The sequence below is a fragment of the Shewanella sp. HL-SH2 genome (genome assembly GCF_051164935.1).
Taxonomy (GTDB): Bacteria; Pseudomonadota; Gammaproteobacteria; order Enterobacterales; family Shewanellaceae; genus Shewanella; species Shewanella glacialimarina.
Window position 1 is genome coordinate 4,011,616 of the sequence record NZ_CP195035.1, and the last position, 22,548, is coordinate 4,034,163.

Annotated in this window: 16 protein-coding genes and 3 pseudogenes; 6 read left to right on the forward strand and 13 right to left on the reverse strand. The window is 37.9% G+C overall.

Going from position 1 to position 22,548, the window contains the following annotated elements; translation table 11 throughout:
* Nucleotides 1–296: 296 nt before the first annotated feature.
* Complete coding sequence (locus ACRWP9_RS17550; RefSeq protein ID WP_434927056.1) at nucleotides 297–1,385, reverse strand: hypothetical protein; 1,089 nt, start codon at nucleotides 1,383–1,385, stop codon at nucleotides 297–299.
* A 1,061-nt stretch (nucleotides 1,386–2,446) separates the two neighbouring features.
* Between ACRWP9_RS17550 and ACRWP9_RS17555 the strand changes: the two genes are divergently transcribed.
* Nucleotides 2,447–3,016 carry a DUF7010 family protein gene (locus ACRWP9_RS17555; RefSeq protein ID WP_434927057.1) on the forward strand — a complete coding sequence of 190 codons (570 nt, stop codon included), beginning with the start codon at nucleotides 2,447–2,449 and terminating at the stop codon, nucleotides 3,014–3,016.
* A gap of 111 nt (nucleotides 3,017–3,127) precedes the next feature.
* Here ACRWP9_RS17555 and ACRWP9_RS17560 read toward each other — a convergent pair.
* Nucleotides 3,128–3,358 (reverse strand): annotated as a pseudogene (locus ACRWP9_RS17560) (DUF998 domain-containing protein); the annotation flags it as partial.
* A 268-nt stretch (nucleotides 3,359–3,626) separates the two neighbouring features.
* On the opposite strand from ACRWP9_RS17560, the gene ACRWP9_RS17565 reads away from it, so the two are divergent.
* The 3 genes from ACRWP9_RS17565 to ACRWP9_RS17575 are packed head-to-tail and all read left to right on the forward strand — an operon-like array spanning nucleotide 3,627 to nucleotide 8,219.
* Entirely contained in the window at nucleotides 3,627–6,356 is a 2,730-nt protein-coding gene (locus ACRWP9_RS17565; RefSeq protein WP_434927058.1) for an EAL domain-containing protein, read from the forward strand.
* 28 nt (nucleotides 6,357–6,384) lie between these two features.
* Nucleotides 6,385–6,924, forward strand: coding sequence for a methanogen output domain 1-containing protein (locus tag ACRWP9_RS17570; RefSeq protein ID WP_434927059.1), 540 nt, complete (start codon nucleotides 6,385–6,387; stop codon nucleotides 6,922–6,924).
* 5 nt (nucleotides 6,925–6,929) lie between these two features.
* Nucleotides 6,930–8,219, forward strand: coding sequence for a sensor histidine kinase (locus tag ACRWP9_RS17575; protein ID WP_434927060.1), 1,290 nt, complete (start codon nucleotides 6,930–6,932; stop codon nucleotides 8,217–8,219).
* Between the two features lie 302 nt (nucleotides 8,220–8,521).
* Here ACRWP9_RS17575 and ACRWP9_RS17580 read toward each other — a convergent pair whose 3' ends face one another.
* The 3 genes from ACRWP9_RS17580 to ACRWP9_RS17590 form a co-directional block, all read right to left on the reverse strand.
* Nucleotides 8,522–9,481, reverse strand: a complete 960-nt coding sequence (locus ACRWP9_RS17580; protein WP_434927061.1) for a hypothetical protein — start codon at nucleotides 9,479–9,481, stop codon at nucleotides 8,522–8,524.
* 619 nt (nucleotides 9,482–10,100) lie between these two features.
* Complete coding sequence (locus ACRWP9_RS17585; RefSeq protein WP_434927062.1) at nucleotides 10,101–12,506, reverse strand: EAL domain-containing protein; 2,406 nt, start codon at nucleotides 12,504–12,506, stop codon at nucleotides 10,101–10,103.
* 3 nt (nucleotides 12,507–12,509) lie between these two features.
* Entirely contained in the window at nucleotides 12,510–13,553 is a 1,044-nt protein-coding gene (locus tag ACRWP9_RS17590) for a polyamine ABC transporter substrate-binding protein (protein ID WP_434927063.1), read from the reverse strand.
* 718 nt (nucleotides 13,554–14,271) lie between these two features.
* Between ACRWP9_RS17590 and ACRWP9_RS17595 the strand changes: the two are divergent.
* Nucleotides 14,272–15,373 (forward strand): annotated as a pseudogene (locus ACRWP9_RS17595) (IS3 family transposase).
* 7 nt (nucleotides 15,374–15,380) lie between these two features.
* Here ACRWP9_RS17595 and ACRWP9_RS17600 read toward each other — a convergent pair.
* The 6 genes and pseudogenes from ACRWP9_RS17600 to ACRWP9_RS17625 form a co-directional block, all read right to left on the reverse strand.
* Nucleotides 15,381–15,533 (reverse strand): annotated as a pseudogene (locus ACRWP9_RS17600) (transposase); the annotation flags it as partial.
* Between the two features lie 232 nt (nucleotides 15,534–15,765).
* On the reverse strand, nucleotides 15,766–15,981 hold the full coding sequence (locus ACRWP9_RS17605) for a hypothetical protein (RefSeq protein WP_434927064.1): 216 nt from the start codon (nucleotides 15,979–15,981) through the stop codon (nucleotides 15,766–15,768).
* Between the two features lie 217 nt (nucleotides 15,982–16,198).
* Nucleotides 16,199–17,737, reverse strand: a complete 1,539-nt coding sequence (locus tag ACRWP9_RS17610) for a transposase (protein ID WP_434927065.1) — start codon at nucleotides 17,735–17,737, stop codon at nucleotides 16,199–16,201.
* Between the two features lie 215 nt (nucleotides 17,738–17,952).
* On the reverse strand, nucleotides 17,953–18,417 hold the full coding sequence (locus ACRWP9_RS17615; RefSeq protein WP_434927066.1) for a hypothetical protein: 465 nt from the start codon (nucleotides 18,415–18,417) through the stop codon (nucleotides 17,953–17,955).
* Nucleotides 18,418–18,473: 56 nt separating this feature from the next.
* Nucleotides 18,474–18,800 carry a hypothetical protein gene (locus tag ACRWP9_RS17620; RefSeq protein ID WP_434927067.1) on the reverse strand — a complete coding sequence of 109 codons (327 nt, stop codon included), beginning with the start codon at nucleotides 18,798–18,800 and terminating at the stop codon, nucleotides 18,474–18,476.
* A gap of 110 nt (nucleotides 18,801–18,910) precedes the next feature.
* Nucleotides 18,911–19,411 (reverse strand): GNAT family N-acetyltransferase, encoded by a 501-nt coding sequence (locus tag ACRWP9_RS17625; protein WP_009840367.1) that lies wholly within the window; start codon nucleotides 19,409–19,411, stop codon nucleotides 18,911–18,913.
* 330 nt (nucleotides 19,412–19,741) lie between these two features.
* Here ACRWP9_RS17625 and ACRWP9_RS17630 point away from each other — a divergent pair, with 330 nt between their 5' ends.
* Complete coding sequence (locus ACRWP9_RS17630; protein WP_434927068.1) at nucleotides 19,742–20,704, forward strand: integron integrase; 963 nt, start codon at nucleotides 19,742–19,744, stop codon at nucleotides 20,702–20,704.
* A gap of 119 nt (nucleotides 20,705–20,823) precedes the next feature.
* Here ACRWP9_RS17630 and ACRWP9_RS17635 read toward each other — a convergent pair whose 3' ends face one another.
* Together ACRWP9_RS17635 and ACRWP9_RS17640 are read right to left on the reverse strand one after the other, a co-directional pair.
* Nucleotides 20,824–21,594, reverse strand: coding sequence for an ABC transporter permease (locus ACRWP9_RS17635; protein WP_226413527.1), 771 nt, complete (start codon nucleotides 21,592–21,594; stop codon nucleotides 20,824–20,826).
* On the reverse strand, nucleotides 21,594–22,529 hold the full coding sequence (locus ACRWP9_RS17640; RefSeq protein WP_261297065.1) for an ABC transporter ATP-binding protein: 936 nt from the start codon (nucleotides 22,527–22,529) through the stop codon (nucleotides 21,594–21,596). Before ACRWP9_RS17640 ends, ACRWP9_RS17635 begins: the two co-directional genes overlap by 1 nt.
* Nucleotides 22,530–22,548 lie beyond the last annotated feature (19 nt).

The following is a 22,548-nucleotide window of genomic DNA, read 5'->3' on the forward strand; positions in this document are numbered from 1 at the left end:
TAGCTTATCGACTATTAAGTTGAATAAAAATAGCAAAAAATGCCTTAAAGCATTCGAGTTATTAGAATGGTTATCATAATAACAAAAGGCACTTTTTAAGATTAAAGGGTCAAACTGTTAGAGTCGTTGTTGGCAGCAACCTGATTGAACATAAGTAAAATGAACTCTTAGATTTTATCCGATATCACTCGGCCCTAAATCAATAAAACCCGATTAACACGCAATGTTAATCGGGTTTTATTAACGTTAAGCACACTTGCTTTAGTCGTTTATGAAGAGGCCTTATCTAAGTATTTTTATTGCCTATCTTCAAGTGTATAGCCATTGGGCACATTAAATCGACTATCATTTATTTGTTTTTCAGACACTGAAGTGACTTCATATATATAACGTACCCTTGCATCTTTTTTCCACTCTGAAACAACACTGTCAACAACGTTATCTGCTTCATCTTTAATCAGATTACCAAAAAAATTTGTCGCTGCACTTTCAAGGCCTTGAGATAAATCGAGCCCAGCGTCAGATCGCTTTTTCTTCACAGTAGGGCAAGCTTCACTTTTTTGAAACCATTCCATTTTTATCGATAATGGGTAACCTTGAATAGTGGCTAGCTTTTCAGTAATGCTATTAAAATTTTGTTTATCATTTTTCTCTACGTCACCACTAAAAGCACTAATGGCTTTATAGCCATCTTTACCCAATAAACGGACTAAACCATTTTTGTCGCCTACCTGATTAAGATAGTTGTCAGTGGCTTTTTCATGAATTTTCCAAACGCCTTTCATGTCTGCCGTTGGGGTGGTGGTCCAAAATACAAATTGCAGTAAATTAAGGTCTATTTTACCGTTTTCATCTTTAAATTCGGTTGTCCAAGTCGCGGTATATTCCTGCGAGGCTAAGCCACCTATTTTACGTGTGTTATTAGTCGCAACGACTGTGAAGTCATTTTTATCTAACGTGACACTACAGCCTTTTTCTTCATAAGTTTCATATTCTTCTTCCTCATCTGAAGCGCTTTGGGTTTTAGCCATAAATTCTTCAAACACATTTTTACAACCACTGAGAGGACATTCACGATAGGTTTTCTTATCATGGTCAACATGCCATAGTAGGTTTTCAGAAATCCTGAAAATAAGAGTCTCATCGTAGTCTGCCCAACCCATATAAAAACTATCAAATTCCGCTTTTTGATCGATCGCACGCATATTTTCACGTGTATAAACGGTTTGCGTACCTTTATGATCCGGCAGATATAAACCATTAATAGTAAATTCTGCAGTAACCACTGCTGTCGGGTGCTTTGGTGTATTGTCAACTTGTGTCGCTGCACAAGCAGAAAGTGCACCCGCTACAGCGATTGCAGTAATTTTACGAGCAAGATTCATTTAAATTTCCTTATATTATTGAATTGGTTATTGCCACTACCCAGTGGTAAATAGACAAAATATTTTATGATGCCTTGGGATTAATTTGAAACTAAACCGCAATATTGTTCATAGTTAAACACCTTGATTAGGCCATTAAAATATGAGCAAATATCACAATATGAAGTCAGCTCTAGGTCTTTCTAGCCGATGACGAGTCCAAATTATTAGCAAGCTTTATGCTTATATAACGAGTCATTTACAGTTTGATGCTGACTCTGAGTGACTGAGTAGCTTGGGATGAATTGATATTGCCTAGCAGATAAGTTTTTCACTGAAATTCCTTTTTCATTGTTCTAGTCCATTATACATAGGTTCAATTATGTATCAGTTCCATTGAATATATTAATTATAACTGATTCAATATCCGTAATATACCCTATCTAAATCTTATTGAGTTAAGTAAGTCGTCTTAATTAAGTCATTGATTGTTAATTTTTAGTTTGCTTGAGTAGGACGATGCGGGAGTCGAACGCTAAACTATAGCTTGGTAGAGTTTATCTTCGTTTCTGTTGTAAAAAGCATCAATAGTCATGTTATTAATCCTAATATTGATGTTGTCATTTAGCCTTTAATTTTAGAAGCTTACGATTATTATGTTACTCCAGTTCCTTTCCTAAACCTTCAGCACTAAAAAAGTGTATCAAAGCTACCATCACTGATAGGGATAGATAATTAAGGAGTAAATAAACCTCTACGATTGATTCTTTGTTGGTATGAATTGATTGTTCAGCCCAAATTTGTATAACCACTTCGAATACACCAAATCTGAAGATAATTCTGCCAGTGAATAGCTCCCTAGTTTATCGACCATTTAATTGAATAAAAGTAATAAAAAATGCCTTAAACAGCCAATTTATTAGGTTCATTTAAATCGATTGGTCTATAACCATCAGTTTTAAAATCTATTAAAACAACCCTATAGGACATGACATTTGTCATCCTCTATTGTTGACACTTCTCACTAACGCAAACATGCCGTTACCCAGATAATGTGTCTATACCAACAAGGAGGCTACATCATGCAATACAAATCATTAGACCAACAGTTAATTGAATACCGTCAACTACGCGCGTTAGCAATGCCCTTATCTGGCATGATTGTTTGGAGTTTATTATTGGTATTAAGCTTTGTATTACCCGCATCAGAAATGATAATGGCAGTATTTATAGGCACGGGATCAATTGTTTACCTAGCAATGGGCGTATCTCGTTTAACCGGTGAGAACATACAATTTAAGAAAAAGCATCAACGTAACTGGTTTGAAAGTGTATTTTTAGCCGCGATGGGCATGAGCTTACTTACCTTTGCGATTAGCATCCCATTTTTTATGGAGAACTATCTCGCATTACCTTTTGCCCTGGCAGTACAAACAGGACTGATGTGGCTAGTCCATGGTGTTTTAGCAGCACAAAAAGTGGCTATAGTACATGCTGTTGTACGCACAGCTGCCTGTGTAACCGCCTTTTTACTTTGGCCTGAGCTAAGCTTTCAAATTCAGCCTTTTATTGTTGTATGCTGTTATGGTTTTACCATCCCCGCAATGGAGCTTAGCTGGCGCAGACAACAAACCCTTCATACCAGCTATTAGATCAACAATAACGACAGATACACCTTGATGGTAAGCTTAGATAATGAAGCGCTTAGGTTGAGCAAGCTAGTAATCTGTAACCAGTGCTAGCTTGTAGTGCAACGGATTCAACACGACTGAAAGTTGGGTTAAATAGCTGCCAAAAAAGCAGAATAAAAAGCCTAAAGGGTAATTATTAATTAACGCAGATAATTTTTCAATGGGGCTTCCTGTTGCGCCTAACTCACTGCAAAATTGTTTAGAGTGACTGTAACCTGCATAGAATTTGCTCGCGATATAAATCCCAATGACAATCCAAACTGTAGCGATTACCCCTGAATAGATAACAATATTTTCCAGCACAAAAAATCCTTCACGCCCACTCCCAAAAAACAGTGAAAATCAGCTCTAGCATCTAATAAGCTAACCGCTATTTTTGGGGTGATGTCATCTCAATTGTCATTTTGAAAGAGCAAACAAAGCCTAGCAGGCTGTTTAATACTTAATCAACAATCGAAGCCACGATGATTTTTATTTTATTGCCATCATAATGTACAAAAATATTTTACTAAGCTATAAATATTAAAGATTATAAAACTAATCATGAATATTTATAGAGTGAAGGAAGTCTATGAACATACAAGGCAGTCCCAGTATTGAGCGTGGTGAAGAATTATTATTCGCTAACACTCCAAGAACAAAACGAACTGACAGCCATGACTCAAAAATACCCGCTAAAAAATCAACATGGAAAGTGGTAATTATTGATGATGATCAGGACATTCATGACGTTTCACAGCTAGTGCTTAATGATTTTACGTTTAAAGAACGTAAGATTCATTTTATACATGGTTATTCGGGTAAAGAAGCGCGTGAAATGATGGCATTGCATCCTGATGCTGCCGTTTTATTGCTAGATGTGGTGATGGAAAGTGATACTGCAGGGCTTGAGACCGTAAGGTATATTCGTGAAGAGCTGCAAAATAGAACGGTTAGGATTATTTTACGAACAGGTCAGCCCGGTCAAGCCCCTGAGCATAAAATTGTACGCTTATATGATATCAATGATTACCTAGAAAAAAGTAAACTTACCTCGCAATACCTAGAAACAGCGATGATCACTTCACTGAGATCCTATGATGATATTTGCACCATTAACCAACTATCGACAAACAACGACAATTTAGAATCATTGGTAAAAGCAAGAACTCAGGACTTAATTGAAGTAAACGATCAACTACAACAACAAATGGTGATCAAAAACCAAAGTCTTGCAGCTCTTCAGTGCAGCGAAGATCGACTCGCAGAGGCCCAAAGAATTGCTAAAATAGGCCATTTTGAATGGTCAATTACAAATGATAGCGTTTCTTGCTCGGAACAAATATATCGCATACTCCAACTTCCCCAAGGCAAGAGATTTATTTTGCAAGAAGATTTTATTGCTAAATTAGCAATTGAAGATCAAAACTATGTTTTGGATATTCTCAAGCAAACAATCCGAGAACAAAAACCCTATGATATAGAGCATCACTTAGTGCTTGATAATGGAACCGTACTTTTTATAAGGCACCAAGGTGATGTGTCAATTAGCCCTGATGGTCAGGTAATTAACATAGTTGGCACCTTACAAGATATTACAGAGCGGCGTAATGCTGAACTTGAAATGCGTAAACTGGCAACGGCTATTGAGCAAATAGCCGATGGCATTATGATAACAAACAAGGAAGGTATTATTGAATATGTAAATCCGGCTATGTGTCAGATGACTGGATACGCAAAAGAAGAACTCATAAACCGTACTCCTAGAATATTAAAATCAGATAAACAAAGTTATCGGTTTTATCATCGACTTTGGAAAACAATTCAAAGGGGCTCAATTTTTAATGAGATTATTATTAATAGGCATAAAAGCGGACGCCTTTACTATGAAGAGAAAACAATAACCCCACAGCTCAATAGCCTAGGTGAAATTACTAGCTATATATCTAGCGGTAAAGACATTACGGACCGTATTGAGGCACAAGAGAATCTCTATCACCTCGCCCATCATGACTCACTAACAGGTTTACCAAATCGTGTTTTGTTCCTCGATCGTCTCGAGCAAGCAATTAAAACAGCACATTGGAGAAACCGTATCCTGGCGGTATTATTTTTAGACTTAGATAGATTCAAAATCATTAATGACTCACTTGGCCATCATGTTGGTGATTTATTGCTCAATGAAATGGCGCAAAGGTTATCAGACTGTATGCGTGATGATGATACTGTTGCCCGTTTTGGTGGCGATGAGTTTGCCATTATGCTGAATGACATCGCAGCGGTAGACGATATTGCTGCGATAGCGCAAAAGATACTGAGCTCCCTTTCTGAAGTCTACTTATATGAAGGTTTTGAATTATTTATTACAGCCAGCATCGGTATCAGTCTTTACCCTGATCACGGAATTACTGCACAATTACTCCTTAAAAATGCAGATGCTGCTATGTATCTTGCTAAAGGAAGTAGTAGGAATTCATTTCGGTTTTATACCTCTGAAATTGAACAAGTTACATTAAACCGCCTAACGCTTGAATCTGGATTACGCCGCGCATTAGAGCGTGACGAATTTAAATTATATTATCAACCTCAGCTAAGTTTAACCTCCTGCAAAATTGAGGCATATGAAGCATTGCTTCGCTGGCAACATCCTGAACATGGCTTAATTTCTCCCGACAGTTTTATTCCTCTATTAGAAGAAACTGGCATGATTATACCGGTTGGGCATTGGGTGTTGCAGACCGCTTGTCAGCAGGAAAAAGCCAATCAATCTGCAGGGAAAGTGGCAAAAAAAGTCGCTGTTAATATTTCAATTCATCAATTCAAAGAGAAAAACTTTGTTGAAATGGTCCATGAAATACTTATCAAAACAGGATTAGAGGCGAAATATCTTGAGCTTGAAGTCACCGAAGGCATATTAATCGATAACATTGCTGAAACCGCCGAAAAATTACATGAGCTGCATAATTTGGGCGTCTCACTATCGATAGATGATTTTGGAACAGGATACTCTTCGATGAATTACCTAAGAAGAATGCCCTTTGACCTGTTGAAAATTGATAGATCATTCATCACAGATGTTACAACCAATAAAGATGATAGAGCCATCGCCTCTGCAATTATAACTTTAGCTCACTCAATTGGGCTAAATGTCATTGCCGAAGGTGTCGAAACTACTGAGCAATTGAGTTTTCTGGATGAATTAGGCTGCGATTCAATTCAAGGGTATCTCTGTAGCCCTCCTCTTCCAGCCGATCAAGCATTTGAAATTAAAGTAGACCAATACAAAAATTGGAAAAACTATTTAAGACATTGCAATAGGTAATCACTTTCAACGACGACGGAAAATAATCATGAATGAGATAAAGGTAAACAATATCCGATTAGATAATCTCAGTATCCCACTTGAACGTGATACTTTTTTTCGCTCGGTTATTCGAGGGATCTCAGGGCAATTAGAGGACCTTATCGGCCTTGATGAAGCATCGGGATTTATCAGTATCGTCGGGCAAGAGATTGGCACTGAAATCAATGATAGCTATAAAAAAGAATTACAGGTATCCAAACTAAGTAGAGACCAAATTTGTGGGGTATTACAAGACCTCAAAACTCGTATAAAAGGCAATTTTCATATTATTAGCGTCGATGAAAATAAGGTTATTTTTGGTAATAACACTTGTCCATTTGGTGATAAAGTTCATGGCCGCCCTTCATTATGCATGATGACATCTAACGTTTTTGGCACCATAGCGGCTGAAAATAACGGCTATGCCAAAGTCACTCTAGATAAAACAATTGCTCGAGGCGATAAATATTGCCATGTCACTGTGTATTTTCAACTAACTGACGAGGCAAAAGAGGCCGAAGGTAGAGATTACTACGAGGGAAGTTAATCAATATGCTGCCAGAGAACTTCGTTAAAATCACCAATGCGCTTCAATCGCCTCATTTATTACTCACTAATAAAGGCATTATCGTGTCCTTTAACAGCCGCGCTAAATATATATTTCCGTTACTAAAAGTAACAAGCTCTATGATTCACATCAGTGAACTCTTAAATGAAAGCCCTGATAAAATAGAGCGGCTGTTAAAAATGTGGTCTCGCACTCAAACTCCTCTCCCCTCAAGCTTGGTATTTCATGAACAAAATGAGTCTAGTTCGACATACCGATGTAATGGGAGTGCGATTAGATCCAGTGCTAATAATCATCAGCCCTTGATCATGTTGCAATGTAACAATAAAGAACAATCCACGGCGATTTTTGCAACCCTTAATCTAAAAATTGAGCAACTAAAACATGAAATAAAAGAACGTCGTTATACTGAACAACAAATTCTTTTGCTTAATAAAAACCTAGAGCAATCTATAAATGAAAGAACAGCGGAACTACAACATAAAAACCAAGAACTAAATCGTTTTTTAGCCGAATTGAAAAGCGCTCAAGATCAAATTATTCGCTCTGAGCGTTTAGCATCCTTGGGAGGAATGGTTGCCGGCGTAGCACACGAAATCAATAATCCTGTCGGGGTTTGTTTAACGGCATCATCTCATTTGACTCAACAAGTTAGCTTCTACCAAACGCTTTATGATCAAGATAAGTTAACACGTAATGATTTAGAGAAATTTTTAGAGACGGCCTCTAAATCTTCTGCAATTATCGAGTCCAACCTTAACCGTGCAGCCAGTCAAATAGGACGCTTTAAACAGTTAGCGGTAGATCAATCAAATGATGAAGCGCGCATTATAAATGTAAAAAAATATCTCACTGAACTTCTTTTAAGTCTGCAGCCCTATTTTGAAAATACATCACACACATGGAATATTATTTGTGATAAAGCACTGACAATCGAAACCTATCCTGGTGCCATTGGGCAAATTATCACTAACCTCATCAGTAACTCAATGACCCACGGATTAGTTGATATTGACAATGGAAAAATTGAAATCGAAATAATCCAAAATAAAGGTTTAATTCAATTTCACTATAAAGACAATGGAATTGGTATTCCACTGCATGACAGACCAAAGGTTTTCGATCCATTTTTCACCACCAAACGCAACCAGGGCGGAAGTGGCTTAGGAATGAATATTGTTTATAACCTTGTCACAGGAAAACTAGGCGGAAATATCAGTATTGAGAATAAACAGAGTAACGGTGCGTATTTCGTTTTTACCATTCCAGAGTAGCTGTAACAAAATATTGTTTGTTAATGGTTGATTAGCATAAGAATTTTAAGCGAATAACATCATAAATCGCGCGGTATTATCCGCTGTAAGATTAGGCTATTAAATATGCCAAAGACCAAAATACACACTGAAAACGTCGATAATTTACTAGGGAACTACAATTACGGACTTCAATAATGCCACCCATAATTTTGAAGTCGCAGAAAAGCTTGAGATCAATCAAGTGGGAAATAGTTTTGTCTGATTAAGAACTGATTGTTTCAAAGACATCTTAGACCATATTAGTAGTTGGAATACACTCACTAATCTTGATCTTGAAAATCAGTTTTTAATTTCAAAAGCTTACGATTATTGTTATGCAATTCAGCCCACCCTTTTCTAAACCCTTCAACACTAAAGAAAAGTTCATCAAAACTACCATCACTGATGGCAATAGTTAAGCCGCGCTCAATACGATCAGCTAAGGCTTTGTCGTTTTTATTTACAAAAAAATAAATCGGCGATGGATAGTTAAGGATCAATGACTCCTCTATAACCAAACCTTTGTTTGCATGGGCAGGTTGCTCCGCCCATATTTCATACAATCCTCGCGGAAAGTAATCAAAGCGTTTACTGGCTAGCATCGGGAACAAAGAATCGGATTGGGTCACAGTGACAAGTGGCATGTCATTAGCCGCCAATACATTCGCATCAGGCCACTGCGCACCTTGCCCAGCAATAAAGCCTCGCAAATCCTGTAAGCTATTAACAAGATTAAATTTTACCTGGTCATCTTTTCTAATAAGAAAGATACGATAGCTATTAAGTCCTTTCAGAATTGATATTTTAACTGGACGTAACTGCTGTTGACGTTCAGCGCTGTTCGCTGTCCACATGACACTGAGTAAATGCGTATCTTTCGATAGTTCAGCAATAAGCCGATGAGTGGTATATTGCTCATTTAGATAGGATATCTTGTAAGGCCCATCTGTAATGCTTGTTTTGTCTAACGCCAATGCCAACAGCTTTGGAAAATATGACACATGACTTTCAGCGAACTCCTTGCCCATTGGTATGTGTACTTGCAAAACAGCAGCATCAGATACAACTGACGAGTCTGCAACTAACCCTTCACCTGCATTGGCAGCATAGGTAAAACGGAGCAAGAACAGCACTATAATCATCAGGAAAAAAAAGGCTGCAAAACAGCTTAGGTAAACACTATTACAATTGCGAATAACCTTGTGACCCAAGCCCCTTAGTGAAAACTTACCTATCGTCATGTAAAACTCCCTGTCATTACATCTTTAAGTATATATTTTACAATACGTAAATTATTGTAGTAACGTCAATATAACACTATATACGATAGTGCTAAGCAAAAAAGCAAAAGCAAAAATGCCACCCATTATGTGATGCACACCTCGGTCTGGCCAAGGGCTGTTAATCCGAGTGGGTGATAAGAGCCGCAAGATAGCACATTGAATACTCACCAAGGTTATTGTTAACGATGAACAAATGGCTAAGGCCAACAAGTACTAAATCTAATTCGCATGGGTGTTGCAATTGACAGACACTGTAATACGGATTTCATTAGGGGCGCAGCTTGGCTGTTAAGCCCGCCCTTTTATAAATATCAGGGTAGTACAACCGCTTTTAGCGGTAAATAAGCCACATTAAAAGCAATGGCAAGTGTAAAGTAATAGAATTGAAAATTAAGGCCAAAAAGCTTTAGATGAGCTGAGTATTATCTTTGCTCACAGGGAGCGTCCAGATATTGCAGTGTCATTTACAAGTGATTTTTTTAAAAAACCGTTAACGGGAAAGAACTGGCAAAATTCAGCCCTTTATTAGCATAGCTTTTATTATTAGCCTAGCTTTTACTCACAAACCAAATATTATTTAGCCACTTTTATTCGTTGGTAAATAACTTATATTTGTTTTATTCACTAAGGCTTTAGCTTGGTTCCAATCTAATGGTTTTGACAAATAAAAACCTTGAACCGTATTGCAGCCTAAATTTTTTACATGATTTAATTCTTGTTCGCTTTGCACTCCTTCTATAACAACATCTAACCCATGGATGTTGGCAAGGTCGTAAATAATATCAATCAGCGGTTTATTACCCATCTGAACATCTCTCATTTGCAGTAGGAATGAGCGATCTATTTTTAATGAGTCCAATCTATAATGATTTAAATGGCTAAAGGCTGAATAATTTACTCCAAAGTTATCAATAGCAATTTTAATCCCCAATGCTTTTAACCTAGTGAGATTAACTAACACTTTATTATCTTTCGCAAGTAGCGGAGCCTCTGCAATTTCGAATATAATTTTATAAGGCGGAGTTTCATATTGCTCCATTAAAGACGAAACTTCTGCTACGAAACCATCATTAAATAGCTCTCGAGATGAAATATTGATAGCCAGTGTACCGTCAAAACCTTGCTTACTTCGCAGATTTGTCAGCTTACTCAAGGCTTCATTAATGACCCATAAATCAATTTTTGTAATCAGATCACTTTGTTCTGCAATCGAAATAAACTTATCAGGACCAATGCCTTTCTTCTCTAACGCTGGCGCCCTTAGTAACACCTCAAAACCTTTTACTTCAAGTGTTTCGGTATCGTAGTAAGGCAAATAAACCAGATACAAGGAATTATCACGTAACGCTTTTGATACCTCGGAATCAATATATTTCTGCTCTTTTAATTGATTATCTAACGAGTCGTCATAAGTACAATAACTATTTTTTCCCGCTTTTTTTGCTGCATACATGGCACTATCAGCTTGCTGTAAAAATGCATCAGCTTTAAATTTGTTACCAAACTGGAATGCTATACCGATACTGGCATGAACATCATAAGTTTTGCCGTCAGCTTCAAACCCCAAATCAAACAAACCAACAATACGTTGAGCTATCGCTTCTAGCTCTTCAACATTTTGCAGTCCTTCAAGCAATACCACAAACTCGTCACCACCTAGACGTGCGATACATTGATCCTGTTGTTTATTATTAACACGGTTGATTTTTCTTAATGAGTTTGTCAACCTGTTAGCAAAGTTAACTAAAACACGATCACCGGCCTCGTGGCCAAAATTGTCATTAACGTATTTAAAATTATCTAAATCGATAAACAGTAAACCTAACGTGTTAGTCTCAGCCGTACACGAGTCGAGTTTATTATTTAATTCTCGGTTGAAGTATGCTCTATTCGCAAGGCCTGTTAACTCGTCATTGTTGGCTAACTGCTGAATACGTTCTATTAATGCAAGATAACTATTATTGAGTTCTGCAACTTCATCGTTAGTATTTAACGGTATAAGTGAATCACTATTTCCTTTCTGTACCGCATTAACACCTTCTGCCAATTCAGTTATTGGCCGAATGATTTGTCTATATATCAACAAATGTAAAATAAAATAACAAAATAAAGATAATGCTACGGCGCCTAATCCAATTTTGATTTTTAAATTCATTAATGATGAGTTAAAAAACGCTTTTTTTAGACTGATGTTCACAATTCCATCAAATACTTTTACCGTAAAACGATATGAATCTACACCTTCAATTTGCTCTACAACAATACTATTATTAAGCGCTTTCTCAGTTAAAGGATGTGTGAACATTTCAACCGAAAGGTATTCCTTGTACTGGCTAATCTCTTGATTAAAAATATTTTTAAGATAATTCGGTTTTAATCTAGTTTGAATAACGACTAAATCGTTGGTGTAATTATATAAAGGTTGTGATACTAAAAGGTAAGGTGAAAAAATACGAAATAGCTGGATCTCATCAGACTCAGTCTCTGTGGCGGTAATTTGGTAGTAGTGAGCAAATATCCGTTGACGATTTTTACTTACAATAGCGTTATTGATTTTGTTTATTAAAAAATGTGTTGAATCTGTCACTGAAGCATCGGCAAAAGGATCTTCAAAATTGATGTAGCTGATGGGCTTTTCACGTAAATTAAAAATAGCGATATCTTGAATAGACTTACTGTCACTCGATTTAATCAACCGGTCTAAAAACTGCGCACTCACTCTGATATCAATTTCATCAACTTTAGCATTCTCAAATAAATCAGCTGCTTCTTTAGTTTGCAGTTGAGAATTTATCATGTTTTCAACCGCAATAACCTTCGCTGCACCACGGCTTGCTATGCGCTCAAATTGATATGAGAAAGCACTCAGAGCAGCATCAACAATATTATTTTTAGCTGATTGATAAAAGAAAAAAGAAAACGTAAAAAATACTACCGCGATAGCGGGCAGTAAAATCAAATTAATCCGTTTTCTTAACTTCATAAGTTATTTATCTTTTAGCAAGTTATTCATCCGCTGACGCAATAACATTGATTCATTACTAATAGGCTGATAAAAACTACTGCGCGCTTGGATCTCTGGAGAAATAAACAAATCAGGATCTGATAAGTAGCTTTCACTTCCTAAAGTAACAGCAGCATCATTAGTCGTAGAGAATAAAACTTCTTCTACCACTCTAATCGCTACTTGTGGATCATTAATGTAATTCAAAAACGATAAGGTCGCTTCTGTCGCATTTTTTTCAAACGGGATAGCTAAGCAATCAACCCAAAACAGCGTGCCTTCATCAGGAACAACATATTTCCAATCATTTTGACCACTATTTTTAGTTATTGTTGCAATGTCGCCACCATAAACCATAGCCAAACTGGCTTGGCTTTTTTCTTGATTAATGGCTGTGTGAGTTAATAGGTATTGATAACCCAATAAATAGGGCTCTTGCTGCTTTAATGTGTCGAACGCAACTTTTAAGTCGTCTTTATTTTCAGAAAACGGAGGTAAATTATTGGCAATTAAAGCAATGGCGGCGGTATCAAGACTATCTTTTATCATTAATACTCTATTTTGGTGCTCTGCGGGTGGTTTAAAAAATTGGGTCCAGGAAGTAATAGGTGTTTTGCTGACACTTTCCCGATAGGCAATACCAATAGTTCCTTTCGCGTAAGGCACACCAACATCGCCACATGCCTGACGCCATTTAGGATTATTATTCACTATTGTTGGCAGAGATTTTTCAGAGAAATGATACATAGGTTGTTTTTTTGAATTAATACCCAGCATTAAACTATCAATCAACACAACATTAAAATTTTTCGCTTTCTCACTGAGTAGCAATGCATCTCTGTCTGATTCGCTGTCATAATAAGTCAAGGTCACTTTATGACCCGTTTTTTGTTCAAATTCAGCGATAACATCATCAGAAAAATAATCTTCCCAAGTATAAATATTAATATTCTCAGCGCATACAGCACTAGAGAGAATCATGAATATTGATGTTATGAGTAGTTTTCTAATACTTGATAGACTCATTTTTATCTCTTAAGTTCGTTTGTCTAAGTGTTTAACTTTAGCAGTTTATTGTGCTTATAGAGGGTATAAAAGACTTACAGCATCATCTTACTTACTACCGATTAAATTAATACTGCTCATTTAACAATATAAGACCATGATCATACATTTATGACGAGAAGAACCTTAACTTTCATATCGTAGCCCAAATGTATCAAATTTGCTCTGTTAATCTCCGTACAGATGGTGATGATACATAGTATTCATAAAGATAAAGCTGAGTAAATAAAAAATGCTGCGAGCAAAAAGAGAAAGAGTAAAAAGTTAGAATAAAAATGCCATATATGGACATGTTATTTATCGTTGAATATTGAGTGTGCTCATACTTAATAGCATTGAAGCCTTCACTAGTCGCGGCAGTAACCTTCGCCGACACGAACTGACAGGCAATTAGCTTTCTCGCTAAGCCACTTCATTCCTGTTTCAACACCGCTTGTTGCTCGCAGATGCTCTTTCACGCCATTGCGTTCAAACCTGATTTGATCTCCCACAGCAAGGCCTTTGAAGGTTTGCGGACCGTCTAGGTTTTGAATTGTAACCTCGTATTTTCCGCATCCACCAGCGAGCAGAAGAAATGTGCCCTCCGGTCCGGCCCACTTGCCAAGTGTAGTGGCATAGTTATTTTGGCCACCTAAATAGAGGTGATATTATTACCTCGTAAATTACTTTAGGTGAACACATGAGATCGACAACCCGAAAAACATTTAGTCCTGAATTCAAACTTGAAGCAGCCCAATTAGTCCTAGATAAAAACCATAGCATCATCGAAGCTGCAAAGGCGATGAACGTGGGTAAATCAACCATGGATAAATGGGTGAGTTGAACAAACACATAGCACGTATTGAGGAGCATAATCTTATCCTAAAAAAGGCTACCGCTCTCTTGATGTCAGACTCGATGAACAATTTGCGCTAATCAGCCAACTCAAGCAGAGCCACTCTATTCTCACAATTTGTAATGCATTCAAAGTGCATCGAAGTAGCTATAAATATTGGCTAAAAAGAAAAGAGCATATTGATGCTGATTTTACAATTTTATGCAGTGAAGTGAAGACCGCGCATCGTATTAGTAATGGCTCTGCCGGTGCTCGAACGATAGCGCAATTAGTGACTAACAAAGGGATTAAACTTAGTCGTTATCGAGCTCGTAATCTCATGATAAAGCTTGGGTTAGTCAGTTGTCAGCAGCCTAAGCATGCTTATAGGAAAGCAACACAAGAGCATGTAGCTATCCCTAATACGCTTAATCGACAGTTTGCTGTTACCCAACCAAATCAAGTGTGGTGTGGCGACGTGACGTATGTTTGGGTCGGTAATCGTTGGGCATATTTAGCGGTTGTTCTAGATTTATTTTCCCGCAAACCTGTGGGATGGGCTTTGTCATTATCGCCAGATAGCGAACTGACGTGCAAAGCCTTGAATATGGCGTTTGAGTTAAGGGGTAAACCTGAGAATGTGATTTATCACAGTGATCAGGGTTCGCATTATACTAGCTTGAAATTTAGGCAGTTATTATGGCGTCTTCAGATTGAGCAAAGTATGAGTCGTCGCGGGAATTGTTGGGATAACGCACCAATGGAGCGTTTCTTTAGAAGTTTGAAATCTGAATGGGTACCTGTAAATGGTTATGGGAATTTTACAGAAGCAGACAAAGCGATCACAAATTACATCACTGGATATTACAGTGAAACTAGACCCCATCAATATAATGGTGGGTTAACGCCAAATGAGTCAGAACGTTTATATTGGAATGACTCTAAAACCGTGGCCAATTTTACTTGACCACTACATTGTGATACCAAGCATCAAACCCTGATAAGTCGAGTTTGTTTTCGATAATATAACAAAGGGCATACTCAAATGTACCAGGCAGAATTTGCTCTGAAAAATTGATGGGAATGAATTTACTTTGGCAGGATAAGTCAGGCTTATAGTTGGCCATAACAATTTACTGTAGGTGAATAATATCTATTAGATCACAGACACCGACACGCTACAAGCTCAAAAAACAACCAATTAACTTTATTTGTAAAAAGACGTTGAAAATGTCTATTTGGGAGAAATTCTACAGCCTCAACGCCCTAATAATGGGCAAAAAATTGTTGGCTAAAATGTTGAGGAACGAAAACAGCCAACTGTTTTTTGTCCTTATTAATTAGCTTGTTATGTGCCGATTAAAAGCTTAACAATAGTGCTAGCCACATAATTAAAACAGCCACTGCAAACAGCCAATTACCAAATAGTAAGATTGCCACAATTGAAGCTAGAAATACAAAATGAATTAACGTGATTTTTAACTTTGAAAGAATCCGCTTCCTTTTGATTTTTGCAACTTTATCCTTTAAGGCGCTACCTGATATAAGTTCACCTTTTTGATTTGTGCTATCCATATTTACATACACCACGCTAAAGGCTCATAACGAGCCTGTAGAATTACTCGTTTTTAAATTCATTTTGATTAATGAACAAACAATATCTGAGTTTCTATTTTGATTCAATTATTTAGTGGTGTTTAGATTACTATTTAACATGCTGATGTATTGTTATTTTTAGAGGGAGTATAAGGCAGGTTTGGTGAGTTTTTGAGGTGAAAAGGGCTTACCCTTCTTAGTGCATCACGTGTTGCAGCTTTTCTATGTTGTGAACAAGGCAATACAGTTGCCACTGGGCATTAACTTTGACTTGGCCGCGTAAGGTCAATTTATTCATCCCTTTGTTGACCGTAATATTGCCAAACACAGGCTCAATGCAACCCAGTCGTTTGCTATATTGCCGCCGCCCCATCGGGCTATCTATTTTCACTTTCATCTTGTCGGTGTAACTCAGCTTTTTCCGTGAGGCATCATTTTTAAACTGCACTTGCCGCCCCGTTTTTATCGGCGGTTTTCGCATGCATTGCTGTTGCAGCGGACAGATTTTGCAATCTTTTAAATAACCACAGAATCGGGTGTATTCTTGGTTATAGCTTTTGACATTGATGCCGCTTCGCCACATCTCATTGCCTGCGGGACATCGGCAGGTTTGTGTTGCTTCATTATAATGAAAGTCATCACAGGTAAACAATCTTGGCTTGCCGTTACGTCGTTTTAATCTGCGCTTTTCTTGCTCGGTTTCGTAAGTTTCACTTTCTTTAAACAACGGGTTTCGTTTTCTAAATTGGTTATCTGCGATGTAGGTATCAAAGCCACTTTGCGCCATAAATGCCAGATTAGCTTCGCTGTTGAACCCGCTGTCTGCGGTGAATTTTATGGTGTGTTCGTTTGAGGGGTTATCGATATTGAGCTTTTCGAGTTGTTGTTTTAATTGCGTGACCGCGGGCTGAAGCGTTTGTTGTTCACCGACCGAACCCCACGTTTGTGCTTGTAAAATAATTTGATGTTTATCATCGTTTATCGCAATACCATTGTAACCTTGAATGGTGCCTTTGGATGTGGTCATCTTTGCGCTGTCAGGGTCGGTTATATTGCTTTTTACAGGATTGCCTTGACTGCCTATTTTTTCTTGGTGTGTCGCGAGGAATGCCGTTATTTTGTCCGCACTTTTATCCAACTTTTCTTTTTGTTTTAAGTCTTGTGTGACTAACTCTTCACTTAGGCCATCTTGCGCTTGATGACGTTCAATAATCCGTTTGCTTGCCCGCGCTAATTTCGTTTTTTTACGGCCGAGTTCATCGAATGTACCACTCCATTCTTTGCTCGCATTTGACTTTAACTTACAACCATCGATGGCAAACATATTGCGGCCAATTAGCCCTTCCTCATCACAAATCAGCAGCACTTGAGTAAATAAGGGTTCTATTTGTTCGTGCATTTTAGCCACGAAACCCGCTATCGATGTGTAATGTGGCTGTACATCACCCGACACGCTCATGAACAAAATATTGTTTTCACACGCCTTAGCAATGCGTCGACTGCTAATTAAACCATGCGCATACCCGAGTAAAATAATCTTCAACATCACAGCCGGTGAATACGCTGCAGCACCCGCTTTATCATTGTGATACCAAGCATCAAACCCCGATAAATCGAGTTTATTTTCGATAATATAACAAAGGGCATATTCAAATGTACCAGGCAGAATTTGCTCTGAAAAATTGATGGGGATGAATTTACTTTGGCAGGATAAGTCAGGTTTGTAGTTCGCCATGGCAATTTACTGTAGGTGAATAATATCTATTAGATCACAGACACCGACACGCCACAAGTTCAAAAAACAACCAATTAACTTTATTTGTAAATAGACGTTAAAAACGGCTCTTGGGGAGAAATTCTACAGCCTCAACGCCTCGTTAAGCGGATAAAAATGATTGGTTGAAATCGCGAAGCGATAACCAACTGTTTTTATTCCGTTTAAACGACTTGTTAGGCATTTTTTAGACCGAGCCAAACTTTTTCAATATAACCTAGCTCGGAACTCTTTGTTATTTGAGTAATTAAACCAGTAACCTTTAACTTCTCTAAAGCTATTGGTAAATCATTTGCTATAAGCTTAAATAAGTCAGACCAATCTGACTCAGTTCCAATTCTATCGTAGTCAAACCTCAATAAGTTTGACTCGTATTCTAACTTTTCAGTAAAACTTTCTAAAGTTAACTTCAAAGGATATTCCATAGGTTCAGTTGAAAACTGTTTATTTGGTGAAGTCATAAACTCAAACTCAGTAGGTCTTGCACAAACTACGTAAGCTTTAGAGCCATTACTTTGAAACTTACCACTTAACCCAATAAATCCAATAGTCCATTCGCCTATATTACAAAAGGCACATGATTTCCCTTGGCGTGAATATCCAACTTCCTCAATATTTATTAAAAACTCTGAATAATTCATGTAATGCCTAACGCCGCAAGCAAGCGCCGCTTTAGCGGTCGCTTTGACTTGCCTTGTTAGTGAGCTTTTACAAAATACGCTTTGGCTTCTTCACCGTTAAGATAAACCGCACCTAAAATAAAATATATTGCAGGAATCAGTAATTGTAGAATCAGCAGTAAAAATGCGGGTGCTTCATAAAGTATGATACCAATAGGCAAAACCCAACCGTAAATAAATAGAATTCTGCTCCAGTTTTTACGCAATAGTAACCCAATACCTGTTAAAACTAACCAGCCACCAATCAATAAAGAAAATGAAAAGCCTTGAAACAATGAAGGGACAAACAATAATAGCCCATAAACAAAATTTCCCAGACCAAATACTTTTACTCCAGTTGGCACCTGAACACTCCTTGCTCACTAACGCCCACTTAAGCGGACAAAAATTGTTGGTTAAAATGTGAAGCGAAGCGGAACCTAACCAACTGTTTTTGTTCCGTTTGAAGTGCTTGTTATGCGTATTTTAACCTAAACGTAGTACAAGATAATGGCTTATTATTTAAACTAATAAAATCAGGTGCATCGCCAATAATTTCAAAGCCTTGCTTTAACAACACATGCTTTGAAGCAGGATTGTTTTCTAATACTCTAGCTTCCAGAGATTGAACACTAAATTCTCTTTGTGCAATTTCAACTAGCGAAGCTAGACAAAAGCTTGCATAGCCTTGGGATATAAAACGTTTTGAAACCCTATAACCTACATAAGCTTTATTAGAGCTAATATCTCTTAAATTGGCTCTTGCGACAATTTCATTATCTTTAATAAGTAAACCACAAAACGCAGAACCAGAACGTACTTTATCAAGTTCTGCATTAATATGTTGTTCAACACCTTGCTCAGAATAAAAATCATTATCCCGAGGCTCAATTAATGATTCAAACCATGATCTATTTTCTAGTTCAAAATCAAACAATTGCTTCAAATGATGTTCAGATAACAGCTCAAGTTGCATTGATACTCTCTATACGCATAACAGCTTATTGAACGGCTCGACCGATAAAGCCGCCCGTTTAAGTTATTGATTAATATCATCCTACATTTCCTATGTCTTTGAAGTAAAGCAATTTAATGACTCTTACACTCAAATATAAAACTAAAATTGCGCGTTAAAAGTGTCTGCGCCAAATGTAAAAAAATAAACCAAGCAAGATCAATATATTAGAGCAGCCCTATTTTTCTCGACATAGTCCTTTAGACTGCTTTTTGTTCACTTATTATTGTTATTCCGTCAAAACCCATTATAACTGTATATAAATACAGTACAGGTAACATAAAGGGGGAAATGATGGCAGGAACTGGATATTTAGAAGCTATTAGACAACAAATTAGAGTAAGGCATTACAGCTACCAAACTGAAAAGTCATACCTTTATTGGAACCGTTATTTTATAAGATATTTTAAGTTTACTGCTGCAAAGCATATTTTACCTACGCACATTGAACAGTTTTTATGTTTTCTAGCAAACGAACGGCGAGTGTCTAGCAGTACGCAACAGCAGGCGCTTTGCGCGCTGGTTTTTGCCTTTAAACATGTGTTAGCCATCAATACAGACAATTTGCAGTTTCCTTATGCTAAAGCACCAACACGCATTCCTCAGGTATTAAATGATGCAGAAGCCAAACAAGTCATCAACCATTTACAAGGAAAATATCAGCTAATAGGCAGTTTATTATATGGTGCGGGTTTAAGGTTAAGTGAAGCCTTAAGCGTCAGAGTTAAAGATATCGATTTTGAAAATCGCACCCTGTTTATTTTTAGAGGTAAAGGCAAAAAAGATAGAGTGTGTATTTTACCCAAAATGACCATTGACCCTATACATGAGCAGATGCTGAATGTGCGTGAGACTCATGATCATGACTTATCTCAGGGACTAGGAATGGCTTCTTTACCCTCAAGCTTACTTAAAAAATTTGGTGCAAGTGCCAAGCAATTGCATTGGCAATATCTTTTTCCCTCCATTCACTGTGTCTCACATCCTATTAATGGCTATATATGCAGGCACCATATTGACCCTACAACCTTTAGAAAAGCATTACGTAAAGCAGTACATGAAACCAACATCACTAAACGGATTACCGCTCATACTTTCCGGCATTCTTTTGCGACCAACTTACTTAAACGTGGGCACGACATCAGAACAATACAGGAGTTATTGGGCCATAATGATGTCAAAACGACCCAAATATATACCCATGTAGCAGGTTTGCACCAAACTGGGGTGCAAAGCCCAATGGATTATAGTTAACGGCATTAGATGACCAGCCTTTGTGATCGCCAACAAAGTGAACCATGTAAATTACGCCCACAAAAAAGGACTCTTGTGAGCCCTTTAAAATTACGTTTATGCTTATAAGCTATTAGCTTCTAGCTACGCAAACCAATGCCACGCGATATGAGGTAGTAAGCCAAGGTCCATAAGGCGACACAAAAGCCGACCATAATAGCCACCGATAACGGCACGCTGATATCGGCAAAGCCTAAAAAGCCATAGCGGAATACGTTAATCATATACACCACAGGGTTTAACCCTGACACACCTTGCCAAAACTCAGGCAATAATGACAACGAGTAAAATACTCCGCCAAGGTAAGTTAATGGGGTTAATACAAACGTTGGAATGATGCTGATATCGTCAAAACTTTTGGCAAATACTGCATTAATTAATCCGCCGAGTGAAAATAGCACTGAGGTTAAAAACACCGTTAATATTACCAAGCCAACGTGGTGTAAGCTGATGTTAACAAACAGCATAGCCACTACAGTCACAATAAGGCCGACACATAAGCCACGGGCAACGCCGCCGCCGACATAGCCGGCTATCATCACATAATGCGGCACGGGCGCCACCATGATTTCTTCTATATTGCCTTGAAATTTAGCACTATAAAATGATGAGGCCACATTAGAATATGAGTTAGTAATAACTGACATCATAATTAACCCTGGGGCGATAAATTCCATGTAGCTTACGCCACCCATTTCACCAATACGACTACCGACTAAGTTACCAAAAATGAGAAAGTATAAGGTCATAGTGATAGCTGGCGGCACTAAGGTTTGCACCCAGATACGGGTGAAGCGATTAATTTCTTTCTTTAAAATACTTCTAAAGGCGACTAAATACAGTGCGTTCATTATTTCGCCCCCTTGGCTTTTTCAACGAGCTCGACAAATAGCTCTTCTAGGCGGTTAGCTTTATTGCGCATTGATAGCACTTCTATGTTGGCAGTGGTTAGCTGGGTAAATAGGCTATTCATACTTTGGTTTTTAGCCACATCAACTTCTAGTGTGTGTGGGTCTATCAAGCGACATGACATGTTTTCCAGCTTAGGTGCGGCGCTGAGATTTTGAGTCAAATCTAAGATAAAGGTTTCAACATTTAACTTACTAAGCAATGACTTCATGCTAGTGCATTCTACTAAACGCCCGGTGTCGATAATACCAATATTACGGCACAGCATTTCAGCTTCTTCAAGATAATGGGTGGTGAGAATAATGGTCACGCCCTGGGCATTAATCTGCTTTAAAAAATCCCACATTGAACGGCGCAGTTCAATATCTACTCCGGCTGTGGGCTCATCTAAAATAAGCAGTTTAGGTTCATGCATTAATGCGCGAGCAATCATTAGGCGACGTTTCATGCCACCGGACAGTTCACGTGCCTGCGCATTACGCTTGTGCCATAAATCCAGTTGTGACAGGTATTTTTCAGCACGAACCAACGCAATGTTGCGTGTCACGCCGTAGTAACCAGCCTGGTTAACCACGATTTGCAGTACGGTTTCAAACTGATTAAAGTTAAATTCCTGAGGCACTAAGCCAATACACAATTTGGCGCGTTCAAGTTGTTGGTCAATATCAAAGCCAAACACTTTGACGCTGCCTGCGGTTTTTTGCACTAACGAGCTAATAATGCCAATAGTGGTCGACTTACCTGCTCCGTTAGGGCCTAGCAATGCAAAAAAGTCACCTTGTTTAACCGTTAAACTGAGTGACTTAACGGCTTCAACTCCCCCTTTATAGGTTTTTTGTAGGTTTTCTATCACCAGGGCATCGGTGTGTTCTGTCATGCTAAATTCCTTATTTTAT

What these genes read in the sequence shown, in the direction of transcription:
- ACRWP9_RS17550 (WP_434927056.1), bottom strand. Translation starts at nt 1,385, where the DNA reads ATGAATCTTGCTCGTAAAATTACTGCAATCGCTGTAGCGGGTGCACTT.
- ACRWP9_RS17555 (WP_434927057.1), top strand. Translation starts at nt 2,447, where the DNA reads ATGCAATACAAATCATTAGACCAACAGTTAATTGAATACCGTCAACTA.
- ACRWP9_RS17565 (WP_434927058.1), top strand. Translation starts at nt 3,627, where the DNA reads ATGAACATACAAGGCAGTCCCAGTATTGAGCGTGGTGAAGAATTATTA.
- ACRWP9_RS17570 (WP_434927059.1), top strand. Translation starts at nt 6,385, where the DNA reads ATGAATGAGATAAAGGTAAACAATATCCGATTAGATAATCTCAGTATC.
- ACRWP9_RS17575 (WP_434927060.1), top strand. Translation starts at nt 6,930, where the DNA reads ATGCTGCCAGAGAACTTCGTTAAAATCACCAATGCGCTTCAATCGCCT.
- ACRWP9_RS17580 (WP_434927061.1), bottom strand. Translation starts at nt 9,481, where the DNA reads ATGACGATAGGTAAGTTTTCACTAAGGGGCTTGGGTCACAAGGTTATT.
- ACRWP9_RS17585 (WP_434927062.1), bottom strand. Translation starts at nt 12,506, where the DNA reads ATGAAGTTAAGAAAACGGATTAATTTGATTTTACTGCCCGCTATCGCG.
- ACRWP9_RS17590 (WP_434927063.1), bottom strand. Translation starts at nt 13,553, where the DNA reads ATGAGTCTATCAAGTATTAGAAAACTACTCATAACATCAATATTCATG.
- ACRWP9_RS17605 (WP_434927064.1), bottom strand. Translation starts at nt 15,981, where the DNA reads ATGGATAGCACAAATCAAAAAGGTGAACTTATATCAGGTAGCGCCTTA.
- ACRWP9_RS17610 (WP_434927065.1), bottom strand. Translation starts at nt 17,737, where the DNA reads ATGGCGAACTACAAACCTGACTTATCCTGCCAAAGTAAATTCATCCCC.
- ACRWP9_RS17615 (WP_434927066.1), bottom strand. Translation starts at nt 18,417, where the DNA reads ATGAATTATTCAGAGTTTTTAATAAATATTGAGGAAGTTGGATATTCA.
- ACRWP9_RS17625 (WP_009840367.1), bottom strand. Translation starts at nt 19,411, where the DNA reads ATGCAACTTGAGCTGTTATCTGAACATCATTTGAAGCAATTGTTTGAT.
- ACRWP9_RS17630 (WP_434927068.1), top strand. Translation starts at nt 19,742, where the DNA reads ATGATGGCAGGAACTGGATATTTAGAAGCTATTAGACAACAAATTAGA.
- ACRWP9_RS17635 (WP_226413527.1), bottom strand. Translation starts at nt 21,594, where the DNA reads ATGAACGCACTGTATTTAGTCGCCTTTAGAAGTATTTTAAAGAAAGAA.
- ACRWP9_RS17640 (WP_261297065.1), bottom strand. Translation starts at nt 22,529, where the DNA reads ATGACAGAACACACCGATGCCCTGGTGATAGAAAACCTACAAAAAACC.